The organism is Solwaraspora sp. WMMA2080 (assembly GCF_027497395.1).
In the GTDB taxonomy this organism is placed as follows: Bacteria; Actinomycetota; Actinomycetes; order Mycobacteriales; family Micromonosporaceae; genus Micromonospora_E.
In genome coordinates this window covers 4,080,649-4,093,899 of sequence record NZ_CP114910.1, presented here as the reverse complement: position 1 = coordinate 4,093,899, position 13,251 = coordinate 4,080,649, and the positions used below count along the sequence as shown (strand labels likewise).

Annotated in this window: 8 protein-coding genes; all 8 read left to right on the top strand. The window is 71.0% G+C overall.

Annotated elements, in window-relative coordinates; translation table 11 throughout:
* Positions 1 to 149 precede the first annotated feature (149 nt).
* The 8 genes from O7543_RS18585 to O7543_RS18550 all read left to right on the top strand — a co-directional run bounded on the left by O7543_RS18585 (position 150) and on the right by O7543_RS18550 (position 13,251).
* Entirely contained in the window at positions 150 to 1,385 is a 1,236-nt protein-coding gene (locus tag O7543_RS18585) for an MFS transporter (RefSeq protein ID WP_281552681.1), read from the top strand.
* A gap of 142 nt (positions 1,386 to 1,527) precedes the next feature.
* A complete protein-coding gene (locus O7543_RS18580; RefSeq protein ID WP_281552682.1) occupies positions 1,528 to 2,574 on the top strand; it encodes a thiamine pyrophosphate-dependent dehydrogenase E1 component subunit alpha in 1,047 nt (348 codons plus the stop codon).
* A gap of 56 nt (positions 2,575 to 2,630) precedes the next feature.
* Positions 2,631 to 3,527, top strand: a complete 897-nt coding sequence (locus tag O7543_RS18575; RefSeq protein ID WP_281567167.1) for a transketolase C-terminal domain-containing protein — start codon at positions 2,631 to 2,633, stop codon at positions 3,525 to 3,527.
* The gene (locus O7543_RS18570) at positions 3,524 to 4,828 is read left to right on the top strand and encodes an aminotransferase class III-fold pyridoxal phosphate-dependent enzyme (RefSeq protein WP_281552684.1); all 1,305 of its coding nucleotides are present in this window, start codon (positions 3,524 to 3,526) and stop codon (positions 4,826 to 4,828) included. The genes O7543_RS18575 and O7543_RS18570 overlap by 4 nt, the downstream gene beginning before the upstream one ends.
* Before the next feature lie 470 nt (positions 4,829 to 5,298).
* On the top strand, positions 5,299 to 6,531 hold the full coding sequence (locus O7543_RS18565) for a hypothetical protein (RefSeq protein ID WP_281552685.1): 1,233 nt from the start codon (positions 5,299 to 5,301) through the stop codon (positions 6,529 to 6,531).
* Positions 6,532 to 7,230: 699 nt separating this feature from the next.
* Positions 7,231 to 8,973, top strand: a complete 1,743-nt coding sequence (locus tag O7543_RS18560; RefSeq protein ID WP_281552686.1) for an RICIN domain-containing protein — start codon at positions 7,231 to 7,233, stop codon at positions 8,971 to 8,973.
* The gene (locus tag O7543_RS18555; RefSeq protein ID WP_281552687.1) at positions 8,970 to 10,616 is read left to right on the top strand and encodes a S8 family serine peptidase; all 1,647 of its coding nucleotides are present in this window, start codon (positions 8,970 to 8,972) and stop codon (positions 10,614 to 10,616) included. Before O7543_RS18560 ends, O7543_RS18555 begins: the two co-directional genes overlap by 4 nt.
* Positions 10,617 to 10,650: 34 nt before the next feature.
* Positions 10,651 to 13,251, top strand: a complete 2,601-nt coding sequence (locus O7543_RS18550) for a right-handed parallel beta-helix repeat-containing protein (RefSeq protein ID WP_281552688.1) — start codon at positions 10,651 to 10,653, stop codon at positions 13,249 to 13,251.

The following is a 13,251-nucleotide window of genomic DNA, read 5'->3' as shown; positions in this document are numbered from 1 at the left end:
TCGGTACGGCAAGCATTATCGTCCGGGGTGGTGGTCGGTTCGCGACCGGTGGAACGGGCAAACGGTATTTACCTTGGTCACCGTAGCTTTCGATGGTGACCGCAGCTGTGGGAAGGTGACTCGACCGACCGAGCCGAGGAGTGGTGCCCATGCCCGGCCGTCTCGCCACGTCGATCGCGGTGGACCGACCGCTGCGCCCGGCCGTCGCCGCCCAGGCCGCCAGCGTCGTCGGCACCCACGTCGCCGCGCTGGCCCTGCCGACCGTCGCGGTGGTGGCGCTGCACGCCTCGCCGGTGGCGGCGGCCACCCTGTTCGCCCTCGAGTACGGCGCCCAGGCGCTCGCCGCACCGCTGCTCGGGGTGGTCGTCGACCGGGTCGTCGACCGGCGTCGGCTGCTCATGGCTGCCAGCGCCGGCACCGCCGCCGTGGTGCTGGCCGTACCGGTAGCCGCGCTGGCCGGAGTGCTCTCCCTGCCGCTGCTGTACGCCGTGGCCGGCCTGTCCGGCGTCCTCGGTGGGCTGGTCACCATCGGCCTGCAGGCCACCGTGCCGCAACTGGTCGAACCGGACCGGCTGGTGCCGGCGAACGCCGCGCTGGCCGGTGCCCAGTCGGCCGGCCAGATCGCCGGGCCGGCGCTGGCCGGCTGGCTGGTGCAGACCCTCGGCGGGGCGCTGGCGATGTCGGCGAACGCTGCGGCGCAGGCGCTGGCCGCCGTCGGCTTCGCCGCGCTGCGGCCCCGGCCGGGCGGGCCGCCGCCGGCACCGGAACATCCACTACGGGCATTGCGCGACGGGGTGGCCGCGCTGCGTGGTCGTCCGGAGCTGGTCCGGATCGCGGTCACCGCCGCCGCATTGAACCTAGGCGGTTCCGCGATCGGTGGCCTCTACGTGCTGTACGCCTACCGGGTCCTCGACCTGTCGCCCTGGGTGCTCGGGTTGACCTTCGCGGTGAACAGCGTCGCCGCCGTCGCTGGTGTGACCACCGCACGACGGGTGATCGCCCGGCTCGGCCATCCCCGGGTGGTCCCGGTGTTCGCCCCGCTCGCCGGGGCCGCCCTGATGTTGATCCCGCTGGCCGCCGTCACGCCGTCGGTGCTGACCCTGATCGTCTACGAGACGATCTTCGGGTACTGCGCCACGGTCTGGCTGATCGCCTCGGTGTCGCTGCAGCAGTCGGTGGTCCCCGGCCCGCTGCTGGGTCGGGTGCTTGCGTTGAGCCGGGCGCTCGCGGTGCTGGCGGTACCGATCGGTTCCCTGCTCGCCGGCGTCGCGGCACAACTCTGGGGGGTGCTGCCCACCCTGATCTGCTTCGCCGCCGTGGCCTTTCTCGGCACCGTCGCAGTCGTTTCCCGGCGGGTGGCCGCCCACAACCTGACCACATCCTGACCGGACTCCGACCAATTCCAGTATTGCGACAGGCGTCGATCGGGTACCTATAATTGGCGGCATTCAGCAGGCGATCATGATAGCTTCCGATGCGGCCGGTGAATGAATCTCCGCCGGCGCAGGGACGGGGAACACCCAGACGATGGACCTGTCGGACGCGTACCGCGAAATGGTTCGGATCAGGGTCTTCGAGGAGCAGGTTCTGCGGTGCGCCGCCGCCGGCCAGGTGCCCGGATCAGTCCACCCGTACACCGGGCAGGAAGCTGTCGCCGTCGGGGCGCTGGCCGCCCGACAGCCCGACGAGTGGGTGGTGAGCTTCTACCGGTGCCACGGGCATGCGCTGGCCGCTGGGGTGGCAGCCGCCGGGCTGGCCCGGGAGATCCTCGGCCGGACCGGCGGGGTCTGCGGCGGCAAGGCCGGGTCGATGCACATCGCCGACCGGTCCCGCTACCTGCTCGGTGCCAGCTCCATCGTGGCCGCGCAGCTGCCAATCGCGGCCGGAGCCGCGCTGGCCGAGAAGACCGCCGGCAGCGGCCGGGCGGTCGTCGCGTTCTGCGGTGACGGCGCGTTCGGCGCCGGCGCCACCTACGAGACGCTCACCGTCGCCGCCGTGCTCGGGTTGCCGCTGCTGCTGGTCTGCGAGGAGAACGGCTGGCAGGACCACACCCCGAGCGACCTGGTGCGGCACCGTGCACCCGGGGAGATCGCCCGCGGCCTGGGGCTGGACTGCGACGAGGTGGACGGCAACGACGTGACCGCAGTGCACCGGGCCGCGGCGGCGGCCCTGGCCCACTGCCGGACCGGCCGCCCGCAGGTCCTCGTCGCCCACACCTACCTGCGGCACTTCCACGCCCAGCTCGGACCGCAACCGCCGGGTGAGTACCGCCCGGCCGCCGAGCGGGAGCACTGGCTGGTCCGGGATCCGCTGACCCGCGTCGAGGCGACCCTCGCCAGCCCGACCGTCGCCAGCCCGGTCGCCGCCAGCCGCGAGCAGGCCGCCAGCCCGGTCGCCAGCCCGGTCGTCGCGATCCGGGAGCAGATCACCGTGGAGCTGGCCGAGGTCTTCGCCGACGCGCTGGCCGCCGACCGGCCGGACCCGGCGAGCGCGGTCACCACGGTCACCGCCGCGCCCTGGCCACCCGGCGCAACCTGGCCGGAGGCCGTCACGGTGCGGGAGCCGGTGACATGACCCGCCGGCACCCGTCCGTCGGGGCGGTCCGCGGCGCCTTGGCCGACCAGCCAACAATGAGCATGTTCTGCACCTACCAGCAGCCCGACCTCATCGAACTGTTCGGCGCCGATCGGATGGTCCGGCTGCCGATCGCGGAGAACACCATGCTCGGCATGGCGGTCGGGATGGCACTGCTCGGCCGCCGGGTGCTGGTCAGCATCGCCCGCGCCGCCTTCCTGTTCACCGCCTTCGACCAGCTGGTCAACGAGGCCACCAAGTGGCGGTACATGTCCGACGGGCAGTTCACCGTACCGGTGGTGGTGCGCGGGCTGACCCAGGGCGGTGAGCAGCTCGGCGCCCAGCACGAGCACGCTGCGCACGGCCTGCTCAGCCAGATTCCCGGGCTGGTAGTCGCGGTCCCCGGGTCACCGAACGCCGCCGCCGGGCTGCTGCGCACCGCGCTGGTGCACCCGGATCCGGTGGTGGTGCTGGAATCGCCCCGGCTGTACGCCGCCGACTGGGCGTCGCTGCCCGAGCCGGAGCCGACCGACGCCGCGTTGCCGTTCGGCGTCGCCGGTTGCGCCCGTCCCGGCCGCGACCTCACCCTCGTCGGTATCGGCAACACCGTCGCCACCTGCCTGCGGGCCGCCGCCGTCCTCGACCGGGACGGGCTGCACGCCCAGGTGGTCGACCTGCGTACCGCCGCACCGCTGGACCTCGACGGCGTCACCGCCATGGTCCGTGCCGCTGCCGGCGGCCAGGTGATCCTGGTCGACGAGGCCCCGGCCGGCGTCAGCGTCATGTCCGCACTGGGCCTGCACCTGGTACGCACCGGCGCGGTCGCGCCGCACCGGCTCGACCTGATCGCCGGTGCCCCGGTGCCGGCACCGGTGAGCCCACCGCTGAGCGCCGCCCTGCTGCCGGACGAGGAGCACGTGGTGTCCGCCGCCCGCCGAGGAGCTGCCCGATGATCGACCGGTCCACCTACCACGCCTGGCACGGCATCACCCCGATGGGCGAGTTTCTCGCCGAGTCCGATCCGGACATGTTCCTCGTCGGCGGCGACGGCAGCTACGCCGTCGACCAGGCCGGCCGGCGCTACCTCGACGCCCGCTCGTCGATGTGGAACGTCACCCTCGGCTACTCATGCGAGCCGGTCAAGGCGGCGATGCGCCGCCAGCTCGACGAGCTGCCGTCCGGCACGGTCATGCGCTACGAACATCCGCCCCGGGTCACCGTGCGGTACGCGGCCGCCCTCGCCGCGACGCTGCCACCGACCCTGCGGCACATCCGGTTCGGCAACACCGGCAGCCAGATGACCGAGGCGGCCGGCATGCTGTCCCGTTTCCACCGGAGAATGACCGGCGAGACCGGCCGTGACCGGATCATCGCGGTGCACGGCAGCTACCACGGCACCGGGCCGTTGGCCACCGCGCTCACCGGTGAGCAGATCCTGCACGAATGGTCGGCGCCGCTGGACGACCGCGTGGTGCACGTCGCCGGCGGCGACGAACTGCTCGACGCCGTCGCCGGTGTCGTCGACCGGCTCGGCGCGTCGCAGGTGACCGCCGTCATCGTCGAGCCGGTGATGGGCAACTATCTGCACGCCGCCAGCGTCGACCAGTTGGCGGCGCTGATCGGCTACTGCCGGGCCCGGGACATCCACATCGTCGCCGACGAGGTCACCACCGGTGCCGGCCGGGTCGGGGCCATGACGGTCAGCGAGCGGCTGCCCGAACCACCCGACATGATCGTGCTCGGCAAGGGCGTCAGCGCCGGCTACTTCCCGCTCGCCGTGCTCGCGGTCGCCGACCCGATCTACGACGCGCTCGCCGAGCCGCCGTTCCGACTCGGCTTCCCGAACGGCAGCACCACCGACGGGCACCCGCTCGGTGCCGCCGCAGGCCTCGCCGTCCTGGACATCCTCACCGCCAACGGGTTTCTCGACGGCGTCCGCGACCGTGGCCGGCAGCTGTGCGACATCCTGCGTGACACGCTGGCCGACGATCCGCACGTCGGTGACGTACGCGGTGAGGGGATGTTGCTCGGCCTGGAGCTGCGCTACCGCGACGACGGTACGCCGTGGACGGTGCGCGACGTCTACCGGCTTCGGCTGGCCTGCCGGGACAACGGGCTGCTGACCAGCTACTCCGACGGGGTGATGCCGTTGCTGCCGCCGCTGACCATCAGCACCGACGAGTGCGCCGAACTCGCCGCGATCCTCGGCAAGACGATCACCGCGTACGCCGCCGAGCGCCTCGGTGCGCGCTAGCCGGCACGGCCCACCATCGCCGCCATCGCAGTTACCCGGACGGAGTGGCCAACCTGGCAGGGAACGACCATTCGGCCGATGTCCGGGGATCGTCCGGAGAACCGTAGCGCGGTACCGCCGACAAGGTCGCATTTATTCGGGGTACGACTGGCAGACGGTGCTGTCGTGCAGTCCTCCACCAGCCTGCCACTGTCCACGTAGGTACTGGTGGCGGTGGCAGGTCCGCCAGCACAACGCCGTGATCCTGGTGGTGCGGCTGACCGTACACCTTCAGGAAAGCGCGTTCATATGACGTATTCCTACAGTGCTCTCATGCGGGGCATTCCCGTCATTGGCAACGGTGTCCCATAGTCTCGGTAAGATTTGATCGGCATCGATGTATAGTTCATCGGCAGGTAGTTGCGGGTCGCTGGTGACCTGCCGGGGCAACGCCGCCTCACCGGAACCGACGATGTCTGGGAGAACAGGACATGAACGAACACCAGGAGAGTTGGCTGCGGATGCGATGGCGGCAGGCAGCCCGAACCGCTGTCGCGGTGACGGCCTCCGTCGGGATCACCGTGTTGGCCATCGGGTTCACGGCGGGCGCAGCAACAGCAGGTGTTGGCTCCGCCGACCGGAACGCGCGGGAGGTGGCGATCGCCGCCGCGCCGGTATCCCAGGTCGCCGCCGGCAATCTGCACACCTGTGTGACCCAGACCGATGGAACCCTGTGGTGCTGGGGCAACAACTTCTACGGCCAGCTCGGCGACGGGACCACCACGAACCGGACCGGTCCGGTTCAGATCGGCAGCGCCACCACGTGGGCGGGTATCGACGCCGGTAGCGGCAACACCTGCGGGGTACGCACGGATGGGACGCTCTGGTGCTGGGGCAACAACTCCAGCGGGCAGGTCGGCGACGGCTCGACCACCAGACGGACCAGTCCGGTGCAGGTAGGCACCGCCGCCACCTGGGCGAGCGTCAGCATCGGCAGCAACCACACCTGCGCCGTTCGGACCGACGGAACCCTGTGGTGCTGGGGCCTGAACCGTCACGCTCAGCTCGGCGTCGGCTTGTCTCCCTACAAGGCGACGACCCCGCGGCAGGTGGGTACGGCGACTACCTGGGCGAGCGTCACGACCGGCTACGCCCACACCTGCGCCGTTCGGACCGACGGGACCCTGTGGTGCTGGGGCAGTAGCTCGGACGGCCAGCTCGGTCTCGGCATCCTGAGCTACCGGGCGACACCGACGCAGGTGGGCACCGCGACGACGTGGGCCGAGGTGACGGCCGGCTACGTACACACCTGCGCGGTCCGCGTCCACGGGACGCTGTGGTGCTGGGGTGAGGACGGGTACGGCCAGGTCGGCGGGGGCGTCGGCTCCCAGACCACCCCGCTGCGGATCGGCACCGCCAGCAACTGGGCAAGTGTGGACGCGAGCCTCGATTCGTCGTGCGCGACCCGTACCGATGGCAGCCTGTGGTGCTGGGGCAAGAATTCGTTCGGGCAGCTCGGTGACGGCACCACCACTCACCGGTCGACCCCGGCACAGGTAGGCACCGCGACCACCTGGACAGTCGGCTTCTCTGTCACCTACCACGCCTGCGCGGCACGCACCGACGGCAGCCTGTGGTGCTGGGGTGACAACACGTTCGGGCAGCTCGGTGACGGCACCACCACCCACCGGTCGACCCCGGCACAGGTGGCAATGCCGGGCTGAGCACCGCCGGTTCCGCGCCGAGCCGCAGTGAGGAACCGCCGTACGGGCCGCGCCGCTCAACCTGAGCAGCGCGGCCCGTACCGGCACTACGGCCTTGCTCAGATTGCCTGATCGTCAACATAGATGGATGGGCGTATCGACTGACTTCACGGTGGCGATCGCCGGCGCCGGGCTCTGCCTCGCCCAGTCGTCTGGCGAGCCATCGGCGTCTGACGACGCTGAAGCCCTCGGCCTGTGGGTCCATGGTGACGATCTCGACGTCGACGCCGGATGCGGCAGTGGGTCGACCGCGGTGGGCGGCTCGCGGACCCCCGAGTGTGGGCCCAAGCCAGCCAGTGGGCGCTATACAGGCACCGTTCAATATCGAAGTGTGACAAGGTGCTACTAGGGACATCCCTCGAAGTACATGATCTACCGAAGTGCCCTCGTAGACTGGCCAGGTACGGCGTCGACGGCAGCCGTCGGAGACAGGTCGTCCGAGCGGAGCCGGGGCGGCACCCTCACCCTCGTTGGAGGAGCAACCCGTACAGCCATCGATTTACGCAGAGTTCATCGATGGTTGGGTATGATCGCTTGTGTTCCACATTGTGTGCATCTAGCTTGCAGCAGGTCCACTCCGACTTACCGGTACCTCCGCCTCGGGCGGGCACGGCGAGTTGGCTTGAGGTAAGGCTGAGAAGGTTGGTGGCCAGAATGGGCATGTCGGCCAGGTTTCGCAACCGGGCGTTCATGGGGGTGGCCCTGGGCATGGTCGCGATGGTCACCCTGACGGCCTCGCTGGCACCTAGCCCGGCCGATGCGCGAGAACCACTACCCGGCACGCCGATCACCGACGCGGATGTCCGGCTGCTGACCGAGGCCGCAGCCTCATGTCCCACCCTGACCCCGGCTCGGCTGGCCGGTCAGGTGATGGCCGCGTCCCGGTTCTCGGCGACCCCGGTCGAGGCTGTGCAGGCCGTCGGCGGGCAGGGCACTGCCGGGCTGGTGCCGACCGTGTGGCAGAAGTGGGCACCGTGGGACGGGGCGCGGCCGGCTGATCGGCCGGCCAGCATCACCGCGCTCGCCCACCACATGTGCCAGTTGGTCGGCCAGTTGCGGGTGCTCGAACTCGACGGCGACAAGTGGCTGTTGGCACTGGCGGCGCACCGGCTCGGTGTCGAGCCCGTTGTCGAGGCCGGCGACGTGCCGGTCGGGGCCGCCGAGTACGTCGACACTGTGGAACGGTACGCCATCTGGTATGCGTCGCAGCCAGCCTTCGGCGGCAGCGGAAGGGCCGCAGCCGAGGCCACCCAACCGGCGGTCGCGCAGCGGATCACCAGGGCCGCGCCGTTGCCGGTGCCCGACGTGTACCTCGAGCTGATCCTGGCCGCGGGCGCAGTCTGCCCACAGATGCCCCCGACTCGGGTCGCCGCGCAGCTCATGGCCACCTCCGAGTTCGACCCACAGCGGCTCGGCCCGACCGGCGAGCAGGGCATCGCGCAGTTCCTACCCGAGATGTGGGTGGCCTACGTACGGCCGTCGGCGGAGGCCTCACCCTGGACCCCGGCCGCGGCGGTGCCGGCCCTCGGCGAGACCATGTGCGCGCTGCTGGAAGCGGTGCCCGGCACTGGCCCCGACGCCTATTCGCTCGCGTTGGCCGTGTTCCTACGGGGCGACCCGACGATCCGGTCGCTGGCTGACGTACCGGGTGTTGAACGGGTCGTTGCCCTGGCCGAGCAGGTGGGCCACTTCGAGACCGAGTACGGCAAAGATCCTCGGCTGGCCCCGTCGGCCGATCCCTCACCGTCGGCCGCTCCAGTGGCGAGCCCGACCACCGAGTCCGAACGATCAGCGGAGGCGAGCACCGCCCCGACGACCGCAGCGCCCCCGCGGCCTTCGCCGCCGGCGACGAAGCCGAGCACCCCGGCACAGACCGACTCTGACCAGCCGCCGGTCAGGGCCAAGGACGCCGATGGGACAAACCGATCGTACGGGCCCTACTTCATCCACAACCTCGGCACCGACAGGTGTATCGACATACCGGGTGTCGGCCCCGGTCCACGCGACGGGCCGGTCCTCCAGGACCTCTGCTACCCGCACACCCCGGACAACCAGGAGTACGCCTTCGTCCCGCGCCGGGTCGACAGCTCTGGGAACCAGCTGTACTGGATTCGTAGCGTCACCTCTCAGTACTGTCTGGACCTGCCAGGCAAGGGCTCGGTTGCGCCGACCACGCCGCTGAACGAGACCGGCTGTTACGACGACGAGAACCAGTACTGGCGGTTGCAGCCCACGGTCAAGTCCGGCGACATCCAGTACTACTGGGTCATCAACACCGCCTCGAACCTCTGCCTCGACGTTCCCGGTTACGCGACCGGAGGAATCGGCCTTCGTCTCGAGGTTTACGAGTGCTGGCCCGACGACGACCACGACTGGGCGCTGATTCGAAAGGCCAACTGGTGAACAGGCACCTGGCCAGGGTGGTCCTGACCGGGCTGGCGACGCTTGTCGCGGTGACGGCGGCGACCACGGAGATGGTCACCGAGCGTCGGCCCGCACGGGCCACGCCGGCCGATTCGCAGGAGCAACCGTACGTCCTCTACTACACGGTGATGGCGTCGTACCAGGGCAAGCCGGAATCCCTCTGGTCAGTCGCCGAGCGGTTCCTCGGCGACGCCGAGCGCGCCGGCGAGATCCTGGCACTCAACGCCGGGCGGCAGCAGCCGGACGGCGGGCGGCTGAGCGATCCCGGGCAACTGAACGAAGGCTGGCACCTCGTGCTGCCCTGGGACGCGATCGGCACCGGACTTCGACACGGTGCACTGCCGACGACAACGGCTGCGGAACCTGGCGCGACGGCATCGCCGGAACCGGCTGGTTCGCCCAAACCGGCTGATTCGCCCAGGCCGTCCGGATCGCTCAACCGCCCGGCCGGCCCGGCCAGCGCTCCGGTGCGGAGCACGGCGCCCCCCGCCGGCGAACCAACGGGTTCCGGCTCCACAGCGTCCGACCACACCGGCTGCCGGCCGGCTGCGGTAGCGGACCCACCGGCCGACTCGAACTGGGGACAGCAGTTGGTCGCGCCGCAGCGGGTGTGGCGGACCGCCACCGGTGCCGGCGTTTCGGTGGCTGTCGTCGATTCGGGTGTCGCAGCGGGTCGGCCGGAACTCGGTGACCGGCTCGGCCGAGGCGTCGACATCGTATCCGGCAGAGGTCAGGGCGACACCGACTGCGTCGGCTCGGGTACGGCGCTCGCGGGTATCGTCGCAGCCGACGACGGGAGAGCCGGCGACCTGGTCGGGGTGGCGCCCAAAGCCGTCGTCATCCCGGTGCGGCTGGTGGACCGGGGCGTCGCGGCGAGCCCACCGGCAGCCGTGACCGCCATCGAGGTCGCGGTGGCCACCGGGGCGAAGGTGATCCTGCTCGGTGTGTCCGTCGATGTCGCTGACCCTTCGGTCCGTTCCGCGATCGACGAAGCGATCGGCTGGGGCGCAGTCGTGGTGGCACCGGCCCCAGCCGCCGAACCGGCGATCACTTCCGGGGACGGCCTGCTCCGCGTTGGCGGCCTCGGCCCCGACCAGCGACCGATCGCCGACTACCCGGCCGGCTCGGTGGACCTGCTCGCGCCGGCGGCCGGCATCCGTAGCATCAGCGCGACCGGCACCGGAGCCCACGTAGGCACCGGTCCGGAGTACGCCGCCGCGTTCGTCGCCGGTGCGGCGGCGCTGGTGCGTTCGGCCCATCCCGGACTGTCCGGGGAACAGACCGGCCGGCAGCTCGTCGTGTCCGCCGACCGGCCGGCCGATGCCGGCCCGGAGAGCGTCGGGCGGCTCGATCCGTACGCGGCGGTCACCGGCCGGCTGGTCGATGAAAGGCTGCCCGCAACTGTCCTCGAGCAGGACGAACGGTCTCAACCGGTTCCCTGGTCGGTGGTGTTGGCGGTCCTCGCCGTGCTCGGGGCGCTGTTTGCCGGCGGTCGGCTCTGGGGCCGCTACCAGGCGGCGCGCAGGCGGCGTTGGCTGGCGCTGGAGCGGGCCGACGACCCGTTCGACAGCCGTGCCGAGGACGCGGATCAACTGGTGCACGCGCACGGTGGAAAGACGTGAGTACTGGCACCGACGGTGTGTGGCTGGGGTGGAGATGGTGCGACTGAAGGGCCGCCGGGCGGGTGCCGATCCGGACGTCGTCCGGGTGGCGCCCGGCGAACGGGGAGCTGCGCAGAACATCGCGGCCGGCCTGCGCGCAGCCTCGGCTGGGCAGACCGTGCTGGTGGCACCCGGCCGGTACCACGAGGATCTGTTCATCGGCACTGCGGCACGGGTCCGTGCCGAGCAGGGGCCGGGCAGCGTGTCGTTGGCGCCGCGTACCCCGGTGCGCATTACCGCTGCGGCGACGTTGACTGATTTGACGGTGGTCGGTGCCGACCCCGGTGATCCGCTGCTGCGGATCGAGGACGGCAGCGTGGAACTCGTCGGCTGCGACCTGCGTGGCGGCAGGATCGAGGTCATCGGGCACGCCCGCTCGGTGCTGCGCGAATGCCGGCTGACCGGTGCCCGGCTGGCCGGGCTGTATGCCACCGGAAACGCCGCAGTCCTACTCGAACGGTGTGTCGTCACGGACGTCGACGGCATAGGTGTGGTGGCCGGCGAATCGGCGCAGACGACTCTGCGTGACATGTGGATCGACTCCGTCACCGGGTCGGGCGTTCGGGCACGTGGCACCGCCCGGATCGAGTTGCTCCGCTGTACGGTCGTCGCGGCTGGACGCAACGGGATCCGGGCCGAAGAGTCGGCGTCGGTCACCGGGTTGGACGTCACCGTGAGTCGCAGCAGTGGAGACTCGGTGTTCACCTTCGGGTCGGCGCGGACGGAGCTGACCGGGTGTCGGCTGATTGACCCCGCCGCCGCAGGCGCAGTCGCCGCCGACCGGTCGCAACTGGTCCTGAACCGCTGCGAGGTGGACCGGGCTGGCGCGACCGGAGTGGTGTGCCGGGACGAGGCCGAGGTCAACATCTCCGCCGGATCGGTGCGCGGCTGCGCCGGCAACGGGGTCTTCGTCACCGATAGCGGTACGGTGACTCTCACCGACACCCTGCTGGGCGACTCGACGTACAGCGTGCTGCACGTCGGCGGCACCGGCCGACTGACCGCCACCGGCGCCCTGGTGGGGCCATCGGCGGAGCATGGGCTGCACGCCATCGGGGCAGGTAGCGTCGAGTTGGCCGGCGGCTGGGTGCGTGGCTGCGGGCTCGCCGGACTGAGCACCGCCGACAGCGCCGGGGTGACGGCCACGGGCACCGTGCTGGCCGGCAACCGCAACGGGGTGGTCGTCGGCTCGGACCGGCCTGTGCGACTGACCGGCTGTGTGGTTGACGCCAGCAGCCGAGCCGGCGTTCAGGTCGGCGTCGGTGCCGCCGTGGAGCTGGACGACTGCCGTATCGACCGGGCCGGCACCGCCGGGATCGTCTTCGAGCAGGACAGCGGGGGCACCGTGGAGCGGTGCGCGGTGCGTGACGCCGAAGGCTCCGGCATCGTGGTGTGGACCGGGGCCAGCCCACAGGTGACAGCCACGTCGTGTACGGCGGGTGCGAAGAACGCGTTGTTCGTCGCCGAGGGCGGCGGCGGCCGGTACGTCGACTGCGTCTTCACTGACAGCGCATATCCGGCGATCCATATCGGGGCCGGGGCGACACCGACCATCACGCGCGCCCGGATCCGCGACACCGAACTCGACGTCGATGTGGACCCGCAGGCCCAGCCGGTCTTCGAGGAGATCCGGCTGACCGACGTGGCCAGGTCATTGTTGCCGCCGAGCGCACTGGCCGCCAGCGGTGATCCCGGCGTCCCGGCGGTGGCCGGGGCTCCGGCTGCCGGTGCCGTGCTGGCCGAGGCAGCTCCGACTGAGGCGGCCCGACCTACCGAGGCAGACCTGCCGGATCTGCTGGCCGAGCTGGACGCGTTGGTCGGCCTGGACCGGGTCAAGCAGGATGTGCAGGCACAGATCAAACTCATGCAGACGGTACGTCGACGCCGGGAGGCCGGGCTCGCCGCGCCGCCATTGAGCCGGCACCTGGTCTTCGCCGGAAACCCCGGCACCGGCAAGACCACTGTGGCCCGCCTCTACGGCCGGCTGCTCGCCGCGTTGGGCATGCTGGAGCGCGGCCACCTCGTCGAGGCCGACCGGACCACGATGGTCGGCGAGTACGTCGGGCACACCGGCCCCCGTACCCAGGCGGTCTTCCGCCGGGCACTCGGCGGAGTCCTCTTCATCGACGAGGCCTACTCGCTGGTTCCACCCGGTCACACCAACGACTTCGGGCAGGAAGCCATCGCCACGCTGGTCAAGCTCATGGAGGATTACCGCGACGACGTGGTGGTGATCGTGGCCGGCTACCCCCTCGAGATGAGCCGCTTCATCGCCTCGAACCCGGGCCTGGCCTCCCGGTTCTCCCGGACTCTGACGTTCGAGGACTACGGGTCCACCGAGCTGACCGACATCGTCGAGGCACAGTGCCGGCAGCACGAGTACCAGCTCGCCGACGACGCGCGGGCCGCCGTCCACGACCTGTTCGCTGCGATCAACCACGGCCACGGGTTCGGCAACGGCCGCGCCGCGCGCCAGATCTTTCAGCGGATGACCGAACACCAGGCGCAGCGGGTGGCCGATCTCACCGACCCGTCGACCGATGACCTGCTGAGACTCACCGCGTCCGATGTGCCGGCCGCCGGTTCGGTGGCCTGA